General features: G+C 62.5%; 16 protein-coding genes. 12 read left to right on the top strand and 4 right to left on the bottom strand.

All coding sequences use genetic code 11. The features are described 5' to 3' along the window. The first annotated feature begins 176 nt into the window (after nt 1–176). From PMI34_RS22100 to PMI34_RS22135, 8 genes are all read left to right on the top strand, one after another. Nucleotides 177–686, top strand: a complete 510-nt coding sequence (locus PMI34_RS22100) for a sigma-70 family RNA polymerase sigma factor (protein WP_008047308.1) — start codon at nt 177–179, stop codon at nt 684–686. Next, a complete protein-coding gene (locus PMI34_RS22105; protein WP_008047307.1) occupies nt 683–1633 on the top strand; it encodes a FecR domain-containing protein in 951 nt (316 codons plus the stop codon). Before PMI34_RS22100 ends, PMI34_RS22105 begins: the two co-directional genes overlap by 4 nt. Nucleotides 1634–1700: 67 nt before the next feature. Then, the gene (locus tag PMI34_RS22110; protein WP_008047306.1) at nt 1701–4124 is read left to right on the top strand and encodes a TonB-dependent receptor; all 2424 of its coding nucleotides are present in this window, start codon (nt 1701–1703) and stop codon (nt 4122–4124) included. A gap of 78 nt (nt 4125–4202) precedes the next feature. Then, complete coding sequence (locus tag PMI34_RS22115; protein ID WP_008047305.1) at nt 4203–5144, top strand: ABC transporter substrate-binding protein; 942 nt, start codon at nt 4203–4205, stop codon at nt 5142–5144. Further along, nucleotides 5144–6133 carry a FecCD family ABC transporter permease gene (locus PMI34_RS22120; RefSeq protein WP_008047304.1) on the top strand — a complete coding sequence of 330 codons (990 nt, stop codon included), beginning with the start codon at nt 5144–5146 and terminating at the stop codon, nt 6131–6133. The genes PMI34_RS22115 and PMI34_RS22120 overlap by 1 nt, the downstream gene beginning before the upstream one ends. Further along, the gene (locus PMI34_RS22125) at nt 6126–7157 is read left to right on the top strand and encodes a FecCD family ABC transporter permease (RefSeq protein WP_008047303.1); all 1032 of its coding nucleotides are present in this window, start codon (nt 6126–6128) and stop codon (nt 7155–7157) included. The genes PMI34_RS22120 and PMI34_RS22125 overlap by 8 nt, the downstream gene beginning before the upstream one ends. A gap of 12 nt (nt 7158–7169) precedes the next feature. After that, nucleotides 7170–7961 carry an ABC transporter ATP-binding protein gene (locus PMI34_RS22130; protein ID WP_008047302.1) on the top strand — a complete coding sequence of 264 codons (792 nt, stop codon included), beginning with the start codon at nt 7170–7172 and terminating at the stop codon, nt 7959–7961. Continuing rightward, entirely contained in the window at nt 7958–8740 is a 783-nt protein-coding gene (locus PMI34_RS22135; RefSeq protein ID WP_008047301.1) for an IucA/IucC family C-terminal-domain containing protein, read from the top strand. Before PMI34_RS22130 ends, PMI34_RS22135 begins: the two co-directional genes overlap by 4 nt. A 76-nt stretch (nt 8741–8816) precedes the next feature. Here PMI34_RS22135 and aldA read toward each other — a convergent pair whose 3' ends face one another. Genes aldA through PMI34_RS22155 form a run of 4 tightly spaced genes read right to left on the bottom strand, consistent with a single transcriptional unit; the run spans nt 8817 to nt 13597 of the window. Continuing rightward, a complete protein-coding gene (gene aldA / locus PMI34_RS22140) occupies nt 8817–10250 on the bottom strand; it encodes an aldehyde dehydrogenase (protein ID WP_008047300.1) in 1434 nt (477 codons plus the stop codon). 19 nt (nt 10251–10269) lie between these two features. Then, entirely contained in the window at nt 10270–11070 is an 801-nt protein-coding gene (locus tag PMI34_RS22145; protein ID WP_008047299.1) for an aldolase/citrate lyase family protein, read from the bottom strand. A gap of 14 nt (nt 11071–11084) precedes the next feature. Further along, nucleotides 11085–12269 (bottom strand): L-rhamnonate dehydratase, encoded by a 1185-nt coding sequence (rhmD, locus tag PMI34_RS22150; RefSeq protein WP_008047298.1) that lies wholly within the window; start codon nt 12267–12269, stop codon nt 11085–11087. A 32-nt stretch (nt 12270–12301) separates the two neighbouring features. Then, nucleotides 12302–13597 (bottom strand): MFS transporter, encoded by a 1296-nt coding sequence (locus PMI34_RS22155; protein WP_008047296.1) that lies wholly within the window; start codon nt 13595–13597, stop codon nt 12302–12304. A gap of 125 nt (nt 13598–13722) precedes the next feature. Between PMI34_RS22155 and PMI34_RS22160 the strand changes: the two genes are divergently transcribed. From PMI34_RS22160 to PMI34_RS22175, 4 genes are all read left to right on the top strand, one after another. Next, on the top strand, nt 13723–14664 hold the full coding sequence (locus tag PMI34_RS22160) for a LysR family transcriptional regulator (protein WP_008047294.1): 942 nt from the start codon (nt 13723–13725) through the stop codon (nt 14662–14664). Nucleotides 14665–14840: 176 nt separating this feature from the next. Next, nucleotides 14841–17672: a xanthine dehydrogenase family protein molybdopterin-binding subunit gene (locus PMI34_RS22165; protein ID WP_008047292.1), complete on the top strand. Its 2832-nt coding sequence runs from the start codon at nt 14841–14843 to the stop codon at nt 17670–17672. After that, nucleotides 17665–18204, top strand: a complete 540-nt coding sequence (locus tag PMI34_RS22170) for a (2Fe-2S)-binding protein (RefSeq protein WP_007982256.1) — start codon at nt 17665–17667, stop codon at nt 18202–18204. The genes PMI34_RS22165 and PMI34_RS22170 overlap by 8 nt, the downstream gene beginning before the upstream one ends. Before the next feature lie 2 nt (nt 18205–18206). Continuing rightward, a complete protein-coding gene (locus PMI34_RS22175) occupies nt 18207–19445 on the top strand; it encodes a cytochrome c (protein WP_008047290.1) in 1239 nt (412 codons plus the stop codon).

The following is a 19445-nucleotide window of genomic DNA, read 5'->3' as shown; positions in this document are numbered from 1 at the left end:
CCCTCAATAACCCGCAGACTTGTTAAACCGGCGCCTGCGCGGCCGAAATGCCTGTCTGTCATTAAATAATTCAAGCATTTACCGGGTGCAATTCGCACAAAGGGCTTGGTTTGCCCTCACAACACTAATTAGAATGAGTCGCATTTAAATTTTTTCTTCGCCCAGGGTTCCTTCAGATGAGTGATGCCGTGATGCCGCCGGAGCAAGCCTTCCACGACCTGTACCGCGACCATCGGGGCTGGCTCGAAGGCTGGTTGAGACGACGCATGAGCAATGGCAGCGATGCCGCGGACCTGAGCCAGGATACCTTCGTTCGTGTACTTGCCAGCTCACAGCGCATCGCCGACTTGCAAGAGCCTCGCGCCTACCTGGCGACCGTCGGCAAACGACTGCTGAGCAACTTCTACAAGCGCCGCAGCCTGGAGCAAGCCTATCTCGATGCATTGGCGTTGCTGCCCGAGGACTGTGTGCCGTCCCCGGAGCAACGCTGGATCCTGCTGGAAACCCTGCAGGCCCTGGACGAATTGCTCGATGGATTGCCCAGGCCGGTACGGCGGGCGTTTCTCTGGAGTCAGCTCGAAGGCCTGGGCTACCAGGAGATTGCCGAGCGCCTGCAAGTCTCGGAACGCACGATCAAGCGCTACATGGCTCAAGCCTACGAACATTGCCTGCTGGTGGACATGTGAACGGTTCGCCACCTTCGGCCCAGGCCCGACAAGTCGTGCGGGCCGCCGCGCAGTGGCTGGCCCTCATGGAATCCGGCTGCGCCAATGAGCAGGACCGGGAGCAGTTGCAGAGCTGGCGCGACAGCCATTCCAGCCATGAGCAGGCCTGGCAGAAAGCGCAACGCTTGCGTCAACGCTTTGCCGACCTGCCATCGGGCCTGGCCATGGCCAGTCTGGACCGGCCGCAAGCGAGTCGACGCACGGTGCTCAAACGCGCCGTCGGTGCGGTGGCGTTGCTGCCGACCGCCTGGTTGATCAGTCGGCAGTTGCCTCTGGATACCTGGGGGGCCGACCTGCGCACCGCCACCGGGGAAAGCAAAAAAGTCCGGTTGGCCGATGGCAGCTCTGTGCAACTGAACACGGCCAGTGCCGTCGATATCGATCTGAAGAACCGGCACCTGACACTGGTGGAAGGCGAAATCGCACTGAACGTGCCCGGGACTTCGCCGCTGACGATCCTCACGCGCTTCGGGCAAGTGACCGTCAGTCAGAGCGAAGTGTGTGTGCGTCAGGGGCAGTCGGGCTGCAAGGTGTCAGTGCTTCGAGGCACAGTGCAGTTGCAGCCTCTGCACGGGCCGGTCTTTTCGTTGCGCGGCGGCCAGCAAGTCAGCCTTCAAGCGGCGGGTGCTGGCGCTGTGGAGCCGTTCGACGTGCTGGCCCCTGGCTGGCGTGACGGAGTGCTGATGGCGCAGAACCAACCCTTGGGGGACTTCCTGCGTGAACTCAGCACCTATCGTCCTGGCGTGTTGCGTTGGGAGCCAGAGTTGGAATCACTGCGCATCACCGGCAGTTTTCGCCTGGAAGACACCGATCGCATCCTCGCGCTTCTGGCGGTCAGCCTGCCGCTGGAGGTGCATTCGCGTACGCGTTATTGGGTAACGCTGGTGCCGCGCAAAAATAGTGTTTAACGCGTGTCCCCTTTTTTCGCGGCGCTTGTCATTCAAGGCAAGTGAAACGAAATCAGAGAGATTCTCAATGCCTGTAGTGATGCCTTGCAGTACGCGTCTGGCTCCATCCCGGTTGCGCCCGTTGATGCACTTGAGTCTGTTGTTGAGCCTGAGTGCCTGTCCGTTGTTCATCGCTGCCGGTTGGGCCGCAGACGCGCCACGGCGCAGCTATCAGGTGCCAGCCGGTAGCCTCGGCGCGGCGCTGACCCGTTTCGCCGGGTTGGCCGGAGTCAATCTGTCCGTGGACCCGGCACTGGTGAGTGGGCGCACCAGCCCTGGCCTTTCCGGCGACTTCGCGGTGGAAGAGGGCTTTGCTCAACTGCTACAGGGTTCCGGTCTGCAACTGCAACCGGTCGGCGAACAGGCGTACATGCTGACCCCGGCGCCAACAGGCAGCACCCTGCAATTGGGCGCTACCTCTATTTACGCGACGGCGGACACGGCGCACGGTGATCCGTATGCCGGCGGGCAGGTCGCACGCCGTGGGTCGCAAGGCTTGCTGGGCTCGAAAGACTTCATGGAGACGCCGTTCAGCGAGACCACCTACACCAGTGAGTTGGTGAAAAACCTGCAGGCTCGTACCTTGGGCGACCTCGTTGCCAGCGATCCCTCGGTTCGCGCCACCAACCCGGCGGGTGGACGGTATGAGCAGTTCACCATTCGCGGAATGAGCCTGTTCAACAGTGATGTCTCCTACAACGGTCTCTACGGCATTCTGCCGACGTACACCATCGACATGGAAATGGCCGATCGCGTCGACATCCTCAAAGGCCCGAGTCAGCTCATCAATGGCATCTCGCCGCGGGGCAGCGTGGGCGGCGGGATCAACGTGGTGCCCAAGCGCGCCACGGACGTGCCCGTTACTTCGTTTACCGGCAACTACGCTTCCGACAGCCAGGTTGGCGGTGCGGTAGATATCGGTCGGCGCTTTGGTGAGGGGGACATGTTCGGTGTTCGTTTCAACGGCGTGAAGCAGTCCGGCGACACCGAATGGGATCACCAGAGTGTTGACCGCGAGATGGCGGTGCTGGGCCTGGATTTTCGCGGTGAACGCCTGCGGCTCTCGACGGACGTCGGACATAACGAGCGTGACACCGACGCCCCGCAGGAGCGTGTGCAGGTCGGCGCCAAAGCTCAGGTTCCGCACGCCAGCGATGTTCGCCACAACTATGCACAGCCGTGGAGCAAGGCGCGGACCAAGGACACCTTCGGTACGGTGACCGGCGAGTACGATGTCAGCGATTCCGTCATGGTGTACGCCGGTGCGGGTGCGCGTAAAAGTAATCACGACTTCCTTCGGCACGCCGTAGCGGTCACCAACAACGCGGGCGATTTCAGCGTTCAGCCACGTGACTTCACCCGTGACGAAAATGTCCGGACAGCCAACGCCGGGGTACGCAACTGGTTCCATACCGGTCCGGTGAGTCATGAAATCAACCTGGCTGCCAGCTACTTCTACATGGACTTCGAAAACGGTGGCGCCCGTTATGCCGCCGCCCCGAGCAACATCTACAACCCGGTGGAAACACCTACACCCGTTACGCCCACGCGACTCGATTCGCAGGTGTATACCGAGAACCGTTCCAGCAGCGTGGCGTTGTCCGACACATTGGGCTTGCTCGATGACCGGGTGCTGTTGACCCTCGGTGCCCGCTGGCAGCGAGTGCAGGTTGACGACTGGACGGATAATGTCAAAGGCGACACGGGCTACGATGAAGAAAAGGTTTCGCCCTCGGGAGGCATCCTGTTCAAGGCCACCGACAAGCTCTCGTTGTATGCCAACTACATGGAAGGCCTGAGCCAGGGCAAGATCGCCCCGTCGACCTCGGTGAACGAGGACGAGATCTTCCCGCCGTTCATCAGTCGGCAGGTCGAGGTCGGTGCCAAATATGATGCGGGTGCGTTCGCCATTACCACTGCGGTGTTCCGGATCAAGCAGCCGGCCTATGAAACCAACGCCACGACGCGGGTTTTCGGCCCGAACGGCAAACGCGAAAACAAGGGTGTGGAAGTCAGTGTGTTCGGTGAGCCGCTCAAAGGTTTCCGCCTGCTCGGCGGCGTCATGTACATCGACAGCGAGTTGACCGACACCACCAACGGCACCTTTGACGGCAACCGCGCGCCCGCCACGCCGGAATACAACGTCAGCCTGGGGGGCGAGTGGGACGTGCCGAATGTACAAGGCCTGACCCTCACCAGCCGCGGCATCTATTCCAGCTCCCAGTATCTGGACCAGTCCAATAACAAGGAAATCGATGCCTGGACGCGTATCGACGTGGGCGCGCGCTACGCCTTCAAGGTTGAAGAAAAGAACATCACCCTGCGCGCCAATATCGAGAACGTGGCCGACAAGCGTTACTGGAGTTCGGCCGGGGCCTCGGATGACAGCGAGCCTGGATTGACGCTCGCAACTCCACGAACCTACCTGCTTTCGGCGACCGTCGACTTCTGAATCGATTCAACCGTGGATTGCGCCACAGGGAAGGGCGCTACCGAGTTGTGTCATGAATCGATTGCAGAGGACGAGAGCATGCCCGGCCTGACTTACCCGCCCAAGAAAGAACAGCCCAACAGGCCCTCCAGGCGCACGCTGCTGCGCCTGTCCCTGGGCCTGCTTGCACTCAGGTTTGCCCCGTCGGCGTGGGCCCGGGCCGACGCCGCGCCGCTGCGGGTGATCACCCTGTTTCAGGGGGCCACGGACAGTGCCGTGACGTTGGGCATCACACCCTGCGGCATCGTCGACTCCTGGAGTGAAAAGCCCACCTATCGCTATCTGCGCTCGGCGCTGGAGCCGGTACCCCATGTCGGGCTGGAAACCCAGCCCAGCCTTGAGGACATCGCGCTGCTCAAGCCGGACGTGATCATCGCCTCGCGCTTTCGCCATGAACGTATCGCGCCGTTGCTCAAGCAGATCGCCCCGGTGGTGATGCTGGAGGAAGTGTTCGAGTTCAAAAAGACCCTGGCGTTGATGGGCCTGGCCTTGCACCGCCAGCAGCGCGCCGACGAGGTGTTGGCCCGCTGGCAGTTGCGCACGGCACAACTGCGCGGGCAACTGCAGCAGAAATTTTCCGGGCGCTGGCCGCCGACGGTGTCGATTCTGGATGTCCGTGAGGACCATATCCGCAGTTATCTGCCGGCCAGTTTTCCGGGTTCGGTGATCACCGAGCTGGGGCTTGGCTGGAGTGAGGCCAGTCGGGCGGCGAGCGGGGTATCGATCAAACTCACCAGCAAGGAGAGTCTGGCGGTGGTCAATGCCGACATTTTCTTTGTCTTCTTGCGCGCGGAGAAACCGGCAGTGCAGGGAAACTATGAAAGCCTGGTGCAGCATCCGCTGTGGCAGCAAATGCGTGCGCCGCAACAGGGGCAGGTGTGGCGGGTCGACGGAGTGGCCTGGAGCCTGTCGGGCGGGATGCTCGGGGCGAACCTGATGCTCGATGACGTTGCGCGGCTGGTCACGGCGGACGTGTCCTGATGAGCAATGGTTTGAAGTTGTGCTGTGCCGCCGTCGTGTTGCTGCTCAGCGGCGTGCTGAGCCTGGCGGTCGGAGCCACCTGGATTCCGTTGTCGCACATTACCGCCGCGTTCGTGCATCCCGATCCGTTGAGCGTCAGCCACGTGCTGGTGACCACCACGCGCCTGTCGCGCACCTTGATGGCAATGGCCGTGGGCGCGAGCCTGGCCGTGGCGGGGGGCTTGATGCAGGCGCTGACGCGCAATCCGCTGGCGTCCCCCGGGTTGTTCGGGATCAACGCCGGCGCGACTTTTTTTATCATCCTGTGCTCCTCGCTGTTTTCCCTGTCATCCCCGGATGCCTGGCTGTGGAGCGCGTTCATCGGCGCGGCCGTGGCCGGCAGTCTGGTGTGGCTGATCGGCAACATGGGGCAGGGCAGTCTCAGCCCGCTGCGCATTGTGTTGGCGGGTGCGGCGATGGCTGCCTTGTTCTCCGCGTTCAGCCAGGCGTTGCTGGTGGTCAATCAGGATGGGCTGGACACGGTGCTGTTCTGGCTGGCGGGCTCGTTGACCGAGCGCAGCCTGTCGGTCGCCGCGCCACTGCTGATCTGTGGCGTGCTCGGGGTGTTCGGCGCGATGTTGCTGGCGGGGCAGGTCAACGTGCTTGACGCAGGCGAGGAGATCGCCACCGGCCTGGGTCAGCGCACCGGTTTGATCCGGCTGCTGATGAGCGTTCTGGTGGTCTGTCTGGCGGGCAGCGCCGTGGCATTGGCCGGCAGCATCGGGTTTATCGGCCTGCTGGTGCCGCACATGGTGCGCAAGGGCCTGTCCATCGATCATCGCTGGCTGCTGCCGGGCTGTGCGCTACTCGGCGCGATTGTCCTGCTGCTGGCCGATACCTTGTCGCGGGTGTTGATCCTGCCGCAGGAGGTCCCGGTGGGCGTGATGACGGCATTGTTCGGCGCACCGTTCTTCATTCTGCTGGCCCGGCGTGGAGGTCGTTATGGATAAGGTCCTGACCTGGCGCCGTAGCGGCTTTTCCCGGCGGATCAATGTCACCACGTTGTGGCGGTTGCTGGTGGCGTTGATGGTGACGGCGCTGATCATGCTTGGCTCACTGTCGCTGGGCAAAGTCATGCTGTCGCCGTCGCAGGTGCTGCGGATTTTGCTGTCGAGCCAGGATGCCAGCCTGACGTTCATCGTCGAGCAACTGCGCTTGCCGCGCATGCTCCTGGCGGCGTTGGTCGGGGCGGCGTTGTCGGTGTCGGGTCTGATTCTGCAAAGCATCATCCGCAACCCGCTGGCTTCACCTGATCTGCTGGGTATCACCAGCGGCGCCAGTGCGGCGGCCGTGCTGTATCTGTCGTTTTTCTCCGTGGCACTGGGCCAACAATATCTGCCGCTGGCGGCGATGTCCGGTGCGGCGCTGGCGGCATTGGCGATCTATCTGCTGGCCTGGAAGCAGGGGGCTTCACCGCTGCGCCTGGTGTTGATCGGGGTCGGCATCAGCGCGATGTTGACCGCCGCGACCACCTTCATCCTGGTCTTCAGTCCGCTGACCACGACCCTGTCGGCTTATGTCTGGCTGACCGGCAGCGTGTACGGCGCCAGTTGGCCGGAACCGCTGGCGCTGGGGCGCTGGTTGTTGGGTATCTGCCCGCTGCTGGTGCTGTTTGCCCGGCAGGTGAGGGTGCAACAACTGGATGACTCTCTGGCCCAAGGCATCGGCGTTCGCGTGCAGTGGCTGCGCGCCGGTTTGTTGCTGGTAAGTGTGGCATTGGCCGGAGCAGCGATTGCCTGGGGCGGGGCGATCGCGTTTGTCGGGCTGATTGCGCCGCACATTGCCAAGCGCCTGGTAGCCCCGGGGTTCGGCGGTCAGGCGGTGATGGCGTTGTTGGTCGGGGCAAACCTCGTGGTGCTGGCCGACCTTGTCGGGCGTGTGCTGTTTTTGCCGCTGGATCTGCCGGCCGGGATTTTTGTCGCCGTACTGGGCACACCCTTTTTTCTCTATTTGTTGATTAAACAGCGTCATTAAGGAATTCAACGTATGACGTCGATTGCAAGTCGCGGCCTGACCCTGAGTTACCAGCGCCAGGTCATTATTGACGCGCTGGACATGCAACTGCCCCAGGGCAAGATTTCGGTACTGATCGGCAGCAACGGCTGCGGCAAAAGCACCTTGCTCAAATCCTTCGCCCGACTGCTGAAGCCGCAGCAGGGCTCGGTGATTCTCAACGGTGTGGATATCCAGCAAAAGCCCACGGCCACTGTGGCCAGGGAGTTGGCCATTTTGCCTCAGACCCCCAGTGCGCCGGAGGGCATCACCGTGCGGCAGTTGGTGGCGCTGGGGCGTTATCCGTATCAGAGCTGGATGCAGCAGTGGTCGGCTGAAGATGAGGCCATGGTCAACCGTGCGCTGACGCAAACCAGCCTCCAGGCACTGGCGGATCGACCGGTGGACGCGTTGTCCGGCGGGCAGCGCCAGCGCGCGTGGATCGCCATGACCCTGGCTCAGGACACCGGCATCGTGCTGCTCGACGAACCCACCACGTTTCTCGACCTGGCGCACCAGATCGAAGTGCTGGACCTGCTGCGCGACCTCAACCGGCTCGAAAACAAGACCATCATCATGGTGCTGCACGACCTCAACCTGGCCTGTCGTTACGCCGACCACATGGTCGCGGTGCACAACCGGACGGCCTTTGCCCAGGGGCGGCCCGACGAGGTGTTGACCGAACCCTTGGTCAAAACCGTATTCGACCTCAATTGCCGGATCATTGCCGATCCGTTCTTCGGGACTCCGTTGTGCATTCCGTTTGGCCGGGAGTTGCCGCAATGAGTCTGGCACGTCATTTCACCGCGTCGCAGTGGACGGTGTTGTCCGGCGGCTTGCGGCTCAAGGACGGCGACGAGCGCGACCCGTTGCGTTCGCTGAAGGCCCGGGACTTGTTGCAGGAGGACGTGTGCGAGCAACTGCTGGACACCCTGGGCCCGGTGATCGGCTCGCCGACCCGGGCGATTACCGCCTCGCTGCTGGGCAAGCGCCTGTCGTTTCTGGCGACCGGCGCTTGTTTGTATGCGATGTCGGTGTATGACAAGGGGCTGTTGTTGACGCTCGACAACACGCTGATTGAATACGGCCACGATGATGGGCAGTGGACGTCGTCGATGCCCCTGCATCACGGTCTGCCGCTGACCTATGGGACCCATGAGCGCGAGGCCTGGCGGGAGGCCCTGGTGCGGGGACTGTTCGCGGGACTGCTGCAACCGTTGTGGCACACCTTCAACCGTGTCACCGGTGTTTCCCGGCGCATCCTCTGGGAAAATACGGCCGTACGTGTTTACTCGCTGTATGAAAAACGCATGGCGAAAATCGACGACCCGTCAGTGCGCGGGCGCTGTGAAGCGGATTTCAATTGGCTGCTGACACAAGCCGAACCTGCGTTGTTCGGTCTCGATTACAACCCGCTGAGCCATTTCCGCCGACCGCCGACGCTGGTGGACGATGGGCAACGCAGCATTCGCTTTCGCCGAACCTGTTGCTTCTATTACCTGGCCACCGAACCCGCTGAATACTGCTCGACCTGCCCGTTGCTACGTCCGGGGAAATGCCGATGAGATGTGCATGTCAGGGTGATGGGGCAGGCGCCTGAGCAACGGCACAGGCGCCCGCCCTTCACAGAAAGTGCGTGACTCAGCCTTGCAGATACACCGCGTGGGTATGGGTGTATTCGTACAGCCCATGCTTGCCATCCGCGCCGCCGATGCCGGACTTGCGCACACCGGCATGGAAACCTTGCATGGCTTCGAAGTTCTCGCGGTTGACGTAGGTTTCGCCAAAATCCAGCTCACGCATCGCCTGCAGGGTTTTGCTCAGGTCACGGGTGTAGATCGACGAAGTCAGGCCATAGTCACAGTCGTTGGCCAGGGCGATGGCTTCGTCCAGGTCGTCGATTATCTGGATCGGCAGCACCGGCCCGAATATCTCTTCGCGCATGATCTCCATGTCCGCGCGACAACCGGCTAAAACAGTGGGCTGGAAGTGGAAGCCATTCGGCAGGTCGGCCATCTGCCCGCCGCTGATCAGGCTTGCGCCCTGGCTCAGCGCGGTGCGGACTTTGCGGTTGACGCTGTCCAGCCCCTGGCGGTTGATCAGCGGGCCCATCTCCACGTCGGGCTGGGCAATCGGGTCGCCATAGCGTGTTGCGCTCATGGCCGCCGCGATACGTTCGATGAACTGATCCGCCACCTTGCGCTCGACATATACCCGCTCGGCGCAATTGCACACCTGGCCGCTGTTGATGATCCGCGAATCGCGGATCGCCCTGACCGCCAGGTCGAGGTCTGCATCCGCCAGCACAATGGCCGGTGCCTTGCCGCCCAGTTCCAGGTTGAGCTTGGTGATGTTCGGCGCGGCGGCGGCCATGATTCGTGAGCCTGTGTCGACACTGCCGGTGAAGCTGATCATGTCCACGCCCTTGTGCGCGGTCAGTGCCGCGCCGACTCGGCCGTCACCGCAGACCACGTTGAACACGCCGGGCGGCAGGTCGGTTTCGGCGACCAGCCGGGCAAATTCGAAGCAGTTGTTCGGGGTTTCTTCGCTGGGCTTGATGACGATGGTGTTGCCGGTCAGCAGGGCCGGGGCCATTTTCCGGGCGATCAGGAAGAACGGGAAATTCCACGGCAGGATCCCGGCCACCACGCCCAAGGGTTTGCGCAACAGGAAGATGTTTTCGTTCTGGCGGTCGCTGGTGATGATTTCACCTTCGATGCGCCGGGCCCATTCGGCCATGTAGTCGAGGTAGTCGGCAGTGAAATTGACTTCGACTTCCGCCAGTCCGCTGATCTTGCCTTGCTCCAGGGTGATGGTGCGCGCCAGGTGCGAGACGTTTTCCCGCAGTTTCGCGGCGATCCGGCGCAAGTAGCCGGCGCGGTCATTCGCCGGTTTGCGCGCCCAGTCTTTCTGCGCGGCACGGGCGGCAGCGAGGGCGCGGTCGACGTCTTCGGCTGTCGAGGCCGGGACTTTCGACAGCACGGCACCGGTGGCCGGGTTGATCACATCGAGGTGGGCAGCGCTGGCCACGAACTGGCCGTCGATGAAGTTTTCGTAAACAGGCACGGATGACATGGTGCGACTCCTTGGCAGATCAGTAAGTACGTGACGGCGCTTGAGTGGTGGCAGGTTCGCGATAGCGGGCGAGGGTGGCCATGGCGCCTTGGCGCAGCAGGCTGATGTCGATGGCCACTGCAATGAACTGGCAGCCCCAGCGCTGGTAGCGGCGGGCGTCTTCTTCGTTGGGCGCTAGAATCCCGCAGGCCTTGCCGGCCGCCAGCGTGGCGTTCACGGCGTGTTGAATCCGTTCCTGGACTTCCGGGTGGCCGGGGTTGCCGGCATGACCCAGGCCGATCGACAAATCCGCCGGCCCGATGAACACCGCATCCACGCCCTCGACGGCGGCAATCGCGGCGACGTTTTCCACGCCGGTGCGCGATTCCACCTGCACGATCAGGCACAGTTGTTCGTGGGCGGTATTCAGGTAATCCGGCACGCCGTCCCAGCGCGTGGCCCTGGTCAGGCCGCCGCCGACCCCGCGAATGCCGTGGGGCGGGTAGCGCATGGCGCGCACCAGTGCCTGTGCCTGCTCAGCGGTTTCGACCATCGGGATCATCAGCGTCTGCGCGCCGATATCCAGCAATTGTTTGATCAGGTTGGCATCGCCATTCACCGCGCGCACCACAGGCGCGGTCGAGTAAGGCGTCACGGCCTGCAACTGGGCGAGTACACCGGGCACAGTGTTGGGCGCGTGCTCGCCATCGATCAGCATCCAGTCGTAACCGGTGGTGGCGACGATCTCGGCGGCGTAGCCGGTGGCGAACCCGGCCCAGATGCCGTACCGGGTTTCGCTGTTGTTCAGTGCGGCCTTGAACGCGTTGTGCGGCATGTTCATCACGAGCTCCTTTCTCAGCGGTTATACGGCCGATGCAGTTGGCATTCCGGGTTGAGGGTCACGCCGAAACCTGGCTGGTCGAGCGCGGACAGACGCATGCGGCCATTGACCGGCACCGGTTCGCCGAGCAATTGCGGGTGGAACATCGGCACTACTTCGTCAGCCTTCGGCGCCATCATCAGGAACTCGGCGAACGGGCTGTTATGCCGGGTGGCGACGAAGTGGTAGCTGTACACCGAAGAGCCGTGGGGGATGACCAGCGCGTTGTGAGCGTCGGCCAGGGCCGAGATCTTCACCAGTTCAGTGATCCCGCCGCACCAGCCGACATCCGGCTGGATGATGTCGCAGCAGCCCATCTCCAGCAGCATGCGGAAGCCCCAGCGTGTGGCTTCATGTTCGCCGGTGGTCACCAGCATGCCCTTGGGCACATTGTTGCGCAGGGCGGCGTAGCCCCAGTAATCGTCCGGCGGCAGGGCTTCTTCAATCCACTTCAAGCCATGCTCGTGGGCGCCAACCGCCAGTCTGGTGGCGTAGTTGAGGTCCAGGCTCATCCAGCAATCGAGCATCAGCCAGAAGTCCGGGCCGACACGCTCGCGCATGGTCGCCAGTTCTTCGAGGTTCTTGCGCAGGCCTTCCTCGCCTTCGGCCGGACCGTGGTGCAGCGGCATCTTGCCGCCGATGAAGCCCATTTTCTGCGCCAGGTCCGGACGGGCGCCGGTGGCGTAGAACTGCAATTCGTCGCGCACCGCACCGCCGAGGAGCTGATGTACGGGTTCCTGGCGGATCTTGCCGAGCAAGTCCCACAGCGCCAGGTCGACGCCGGAGATCGTGTTGATGACGATGCCCTTGCGCCCGTAATACAGGGTCGACTGGTACATCTGGTCCCAGATTTTTTCGATGTCGGTGACCCGGGCGCCTTCGAGGAAGCGCGCCAGGTGCTTCTCGACGATGTAGGCGGCAGGCTCGCCGCCAGTGGTCACGGCAAAACCGACGGTACCGTCGCTGGCCTCGATCTCCACCACCAGGGTGCCGAGTACATTGATGCCGAAGGTGCGGCGGCTCTGGCGGTACTCGGGGTATTTGCTCATCGGCGTGGCAATGTGATCGTCGATCCAGTGGCCGTCGGCCTGGTCGTGATAATCCGCGCCGCCGCCTCGCAGCGTGAAAGCGCGCACGTGTTTGATGGTTGGAATGCCCATGGTGTGATTCCCTTTGTTAAACGGCGGTCAGGTTAAACGGTGGCCGGTTTGTTCGAGGCTTCATGGCCGGGCGCGCGTACGCCCAGCACCAGCAACGCGGCAATGACGGTGGTAACGGCCAGCACGTACAAGCCTGCTGCCGGTGAATGGAAAGCGCCTTCGGCCCAGTTCTTCAGGATTGGGGCAATGAAGCCGCCGAGGGCGCCGAACGAGTTGATCAGGGCGATCCCGGCCGCGGCGGCGCTGCCGGCGAGGTAGCTGGAGGGGAAGGTCCAGAACACCGGCTGCACGGCGATGAAGCCGGAGGCGGCAAAACACAGGGCGATGATCCCCAGCAGCGGGTTGCTGAAGGTCACCGAGCAGGCGATCCCGGCGGCGGCCATCAGCAAGGTAAGGCACGCGGTGCGGCGACGTTCGCCGGTGCGGTCGCTGTAGCCGGGGATCAGGTAGGCGGCGATCAAGGCGCAAATCCATGGAATCGCCGTGACCAGGCCGACCATCAACCCGACCTTGGTCCCCAGCAGTCCGCCGACCTGGCTTGGCAGGTAAAACACCACGCCGTAGACGCTGGCCTGGATCAACAGGTAGATCAGGCACAGGTACAGCACCGGGGGTTGGCAAATGACGTTGAGCAGGCTGCGGCCGTGGTTCTGTTTATGGCTGTCTTCCTGATCGAGCAGGGTCTGCACTTGCTGGCGTTCCTCGACGGTCAGCCACTTGGCGTCGGCCGGGCGGTTGTCCAGGTACCAGTAGGCCCAGATGCCCACCGCCGTCGCCATCAGGCCTTCAACGGCAAACAGCCACTGCCAGCCGTGGAAGCCGGCGAAGCCGTCCAGTTCCAGCAGCAGGCCGGACAACGGGCTGCCGAAGATGAATGCCAGCGGCGCACCGAAATAGAAGAAACCCATGGCCTTGCCGCGCACGGCGCTGGGGAACCAGTACGTGAGGTAAAGGATCACGCCGGGGAAGAAGCCAGCTTCGGCCACGCCCAGCAGGAAGCGCAGGATGTAGAAGCTGGTTTCTGTGTGGGCGAAGACCATGGCGGCGGAGACCAGGCCCCAGGTGACCATGATCCGGCACATCCACAGGCGGGCGCCGACGCGGTGCAGAATCAGGTTGCTCGGCACTTCAAGCAACGCGTAGCCCACGAAGAACACCCCGGCGCCGAAGGCGAAGGCGGCATCGCTGATGTTGGTGTCGGCTTGAAAGGCTTGCTTGGCGAACCCGACGTTGGCGCGGTCGAGGAAGGCCATGATGTACATCAGCAGGAGAAACGGGAGTAGTCGCCAGGAAATTTTGGCGAGCAGAGGCGCGGGTAGAGTCTTCATCGCAGTTTTCCTTTGGTAGGGCATTTGTTCTTATGGGGAAGACTGTACGGCCGCTGATCGATGCGTTACAAATCGAATCTAGCTCACAACTGATACCCTCAGGGTATCGATAAAAAAGGCCCGTCATGACCACGCCGATCATCTCCCGCAGCCTGCTCAATCGACTGCGCTACAAGCATCTGCACATGCTGGTGACGCTCAGCTCCAGCCAGAATCTGCACCGCGCTTCGCAAAGCCTGAACATGTCGCAACCGGCGGCAACCCGCATGCTCCATGAGATTGAAGACATGTTCGGCTGCGATCTGTTCGAGCGCCTGCCGCGGGGGATGCGCCCGACAGCGCTGGGCCAGGAACTGATTCGCTTTGCCGAGTCGGCCATCAGTGGCCTCGACCGTTGTGCCGAGGACCTGATGGCGCGGCAGCAAGGCGGCTACGGCTATCTGTCGATCGGTACCATCATGGGCGCGGCGCCGGGCCTGGTCATGGATTCGATTGCCGAAATCAAGGCGCTCAACCCGCAGCTGCGGATTCGCATCATGGGTGACACCAGCGACCAGGTGATCCAGTTGCTGGAACAGGGCCGCATTGACCTTGCCATCGCCCGGCGCAATGCCGCCACCGACAGTGAGCATTACGTCTTCGAGCAGTTGGGTAACGAACGCTTGCTGGTGGTGGTGCACGCCGGCCACCCGCTGGCCCGGCGCAAGAAACTGGAAATGGCCGAGCTGGTCGGCGGTTGGCCGTGGATCCTGCAACCGGAAACCAGTCCGGCGCGCATCGGTCTGGATCAAGCCTTGCAGCGGTTAGCCTTGCCGCTACCGGCGGACATCATCGAATGCGGTTCGGTGTACTCCATGCAGCAACTGATTCAGCTGACCGACGCGATCATGGTCCTGTCGGAAACCGCATTGCGCGACTATCTTAAAATGGGCCTGGTGGTGGCGTTGCCGGTGGAACTGGATGTGCAGATGGCGCCATTCGGGTTGTTGTTGCGCAAGGGCGAGCACATCAGCCGGGAGTTGGGGTTGTTCATCGAACTGCTGCGTCGAAAAGTCGCGGTTTTTTGATTCCTTGGTCAGTTTTTAGTTTTCCGCGAAGGCATAAGCCTATAAACTTAACCTTTCGGTCAGCTTTGCACTGTCAACACAGCCCTTTGCATCGTCAAAAAGGGCTTCTGCAAGACTCGAGATTTTCCAGTACATAACCAGAAGGGCGGACCCCATAACCGCCCAGAGGATGATCCATGTCCAACCGTGATATATCCCGGCGCTCGTTCCTTCAGGGCGGGCTGGTAGCGGGCGTGAGCGTGACGCTCACGCCATTGAGCAGCCAGGCGCTGGCCGCCTTGATGGAAAACAGCGTGACCGTGCCGTCCGAGCAGTGGCTCGGCAACAATGGCAAGGCGCGCGCCCGTAACGATGCCTTGTCCAAGGTCTGCGGCAGCAAGGTCTTTGCCCGCGACATCCGCGCCAAGGACATGCCGGGCTGGCCGCAGCAGCAAGGCCACGCCATGCTGCTCAAAACCATCAAGGCCGACCACATCTTTGCAGGCATCGACCTGTCGTGGCTCGGTGCCGAGTTGCAGCCGGACCGCATCGTCACCGCCGAAGACCTGGTCAAGGACGGTATCGTGTTCCCTGAGGAGCACGCCCCGGATCCGTTGTTGCCGGCCGGCAAGGTGCCGATGTTCATCGGGCACCCGGTGGCGATCCTGATCTGGAACGATTTCGAGCGCTTCCGTCAGGCCAAGAACCAACTCAAATTCAATGACAAGGCGATTCGTTACGGTGCCCAGGTGCCGTTCTACGAAGGCGATCCCTACGGCAGCTTCCGCTACGTGCGCGTTGGCGGTGCGACTTCGGCGGACGAAGACGAGTTCGCCAGCCTCAAGGATTCGATCCTGTTCCCGATGCTGAAAAACCGTCGTCCGGTGTGGAACTCCCAGCCGAACCTGCACGGCAACCTGACCGAGCGCGGGTTGTTCTACGCCGAGCGCATGAAGCAGCAGATCGATACGCCGCCGGACAACTGGCTGGTGTTCGACGAGCGCTACAAGACCCCGTCGATCGAACCGGCCGCCCTGGAGCCGGACAACGGCAACGGCTGGTACGACCCGGCCACCAAGACCCTGCATTTCGTCGTCGCTACCCAGTGCCCGCTGGAAACCGCGACCGAAACCGCGAAGATGATCGCGCCGTCGCGTTTCGGCCTGGCCAACCTGAACATGCACCCGGGTTATACCGTCGGTTACGGCTCCAAAGACCACAACATTTTCGTCTACTACGCAGCCCTGGCGGCGTTGTACGGCGCCGGTGTGCCGGTGCGCCTGGCCAACGACCGCTACGAGCAGTTCCAGAGCGGCATCAAGCGTCACCCGTTCGACATTCGCTACCAATTGGCGGTGGACAAGAACGATCACAGCTTCAAGATCTTCCGCTCCGAGATGAGCGTCGACGGTGGCGGGCGGATCAACTACAGCCCGTCGGTGGCGGCGGTGGGCGCCACGGCGGCACAGTCGATCTACTACATGCCGCAGAACGATCTGCAGGTCACGGCTTACCATTCCCGAGCGGTAGAGGCCGGGTCGATGCGTGGCTACGGCACCCTGCAAAGCATGGCGGCGACCGAGATGATGGTCGACGAAATCGCCGGTCGCCTGGGTATCGATGCCATTGAACTGCGCCGCAAGAACGCACTGCGCTCGGGCATGAAAAACACCCAGGGCGCGATCCCGGCCGGTGCCTTGCGCCTGCACGAGATTCTCGACAAGGCGGCGATCCACGACACCTGGAAAAACCGCGACGCGATCAAGCAACAACGCGAAGCCGCCGACCCCGATAACTGGTACGGCGTCGGTTTCGCCATCTGCCAGAAAGACTTCGGCACCGGTTCCGAAGCGCCGATGGCCAGCATTGAATTCACTGCCGAAGGTCGCATCAGCCTGCGCCACATCGGTATCGAGATCGGCACCGGCATGTCCACCTCCCAGGCCATGGTCGTGGCCGACTTCCTCGGTATCCCGGCCCACGAAGTCAAGACCGGCGAAACCGAATGGAAAGAGTTGCAGCTGGTCAGTGGCGGCAACCCCTACATCATGAGCCAGGCCGAGCAGGACAATTTCCTGCGCAATCCACGCTGGGTCGGCAAGGTGGCTTCGGCTTCGTCGGCCACCAACTCGGCGTACTACTTCAGCCACGCCACCCGTGAAGCGGCGCGCGTGCTGTTCAACCACGGCCTGTGGCCGGCGGCGCTGGAGATCTGGCGCCAAGGCCCCTACGGCGGGCAGGCCAACCCCTACGTGGTGCGCCGCGAAGACGCCCATTGGGTCGACGGCAAGCTCACGGCCAACGGCATGGAGCCACTTCCGTTCGCCATGCTGGCCAAGCGTGTTCACGAGCGTGGCCTGGTGAGCGGTGCCACCGTGCACGGTTTCAACCGCTGGAGCTGGGCCGAGGCCGAGTTCAGCATCGACGGCGTGCGTGAGCGCTTGCCGCTCGACGGCCTTGCCGTGAAGTACGGCGACGGTGCGCCAAAGGCGAAGAAGGCGCAGATGAACAGCGCCGGTTTCCATCTGCTGGATCGGCAGGGCATTGCCTACCCGGCGACCCAGCTGAACAACGCGGCGGTGACTTACTACAGCCCGGTGGCGACGCTGGTGGAAGTGAAGGTCAACAAGGGTTCGAACGAAGTGTCGGTGCTCAACCACCACTCGTGGGTCGAGTGCGGTCGGGTGCTGGTGGAAGAACTGGTCAGGGGCCAGCTCGAAGGCGGTATCGCCATGGGCATCGGCCATGCGCTGATGGAAGAGATGCCGCTGTACGAAGGCGGGCCGGGGGAGGGTGACTGGAACTTCAACCGTTACCGCCTGCCGATGGCGCGTCACGTCGCGGTGTGGAAACAGACAGCGGACATCCTGCCGCCATTGTCGCCAAGCGACCCGTCCAAGGGTATCGCCGAGGTGGTGATGATCCCGGTGGTCGGTGCCATCGGCAACGCCGTGGCCCATGCCATCGGTAAACGTGTCCGCGACTTGCCTATCACTTCTGCACGCATCAAGGAGGCCCTCAATGGCTAACCGTCCGCTTCAACTGACCCTCAATGGTCAATCCGTCGGCCCGGTGGACATCCCTGATGACCTGCCAATGATCGACTACCTGCACGAGTACAAGAACCTCACCGGCTCGCGCCTGGGCTGCGGCCAGGGCATCTGCCACGCCTGCGTGGTGATCGTCGATAACCCCGACGGCACCAGCGAAGAAGTGCGCACCTGCATCACCGGCGCGCACTATTTCGAAGGCAAGAAAGTACGGACCATCGAAGGCCATGCGACCCGCGACGAGCAGGGCAAGGTCACCGAGCTGAACCCGATCCAGCAGCGTTTCGTCGACGAGTTCGCCTTCCAGTGCAGCTACTGCGCGCCGGGATTCGTCAATGCCGCGACCGTGCTGGTGGAAAAGCTGCAGCGTCAGCCGATCGTCAAAAGCCAGCTGGAAAAAGTCATCGAGGACAGCCTCGGTCATCACATCTGCCGTTGCACCGGGTACGTGCGCTACTACAGCGCCACCCGCAACGTGCTGACCGATCTCGGCCTGGTCAAGGAGGGTTAAGCATGAAGCTTCTACTTAGCCGCCTGGCGTTGGCGGTTGGTCTGGCTGCGCCTGTGGTGGCGGCTCACGCCGATGATGCGCAGGTCAAACAAGGCGAGTACCTCGCCCGCGCCGCCGATTGCATGGCGTGCCACACAGCACCGGGTGGCGCACCCTATGCGGGTGGCCTGCCGATCGTGTCGCCGTTCGGCACGATCTACGGTACCAACATCACCCCGAGCAAAGAGCACGGCATCGGCCTGTACAGCGATGACGAGTTCTTCACCGCGTTCACCGAAGGCAAGCGCCGCGATGGCGCGAACCTGTATCCGGCGATGCCCTACACCTCGTATCACCTGATCCCGCGTGCGGATTCCGATGCGATTCACGCCTACCTGAAAACCGTCGAGCCGATCGAACGTGCAGCACCGGTCACCAGCCTGAGCTTCCCGTTCAACGTGCGCCTGGGCCTGATGGGCTGGAACATGATGTACGGCAAAGACGTGAAGCTGGAGCCTGCCGAAGGCAAGAGCGAAGCCTGGAAGCGCGGCCAGTACATGGTCGACGTACTCGGCCACTGTGGCGAATGCCACACCCCACGCGGTCTGCCTGGCGCGATGCAGATGGACAAACGCATGACCGGCGGCATCCTCAATGGCTATCTGGCGCCGAGCCTACTGGCCACTGATCTTGCGGCCCGTGGCTGGAATCATCAGGACCTGAGCTCGTTCCTCAAACACGGCATGAGCGCCCAGGGCACGATGTTCAACGAGATGTTCCCGGTGTTCCACAACAGCACCCAGGGCCTGAGCGATCCGGATCTGGCGGCGATGGCGACCTTCCTGCTGGGCGATCAGCCGCCTGCGGCGAAAGTGCTTACAGAAGTGCCATTGGAAAAGCTGAGCCCGAGTGCCCAGCGCGGCCGTCAGGAATATTTGAATGTCTGTGCCGGTTGCCACGCTCCAGGTGGCGAAGGCAAGCCGCACATCGCGGTGGCTATGCGCGGCAATACCACGTTGCGTCTGGAAGACCCGCGCAACCTTGTGCGGGTGATCGACGACGGTATCGGTGAGCAGAAATTCTCCGGTTTCGAGCACATGCAACCGATGCCGGGGTTCGCCGAGAAGTTGAGCGACGGGCAACTCACGGATCTGCTGAACTACCTGCGTCAGGGCTGGGGTGGTCAGCCCAATGACCTGGCTGTAAACGACGTGCAGAAGTTGCGGGCCGATGCGCCGCCGCTCGAGCACAAGGCCCACTGA

It is taken from the genome of Pseudomonas sp. GM74 (assembly GCF_000282455.1).
Taxonomy (GTDB): Bacteria; Pseudomonadota; Gammaproteobacteria; order Pseudomonadales; family Pseudomonadaceae; genus Aquipseudomonas.
Note: the sequence above shows the minus strand (reverse complement) of the source record. Positions and strands in the feature narration are given on the sequence as shown.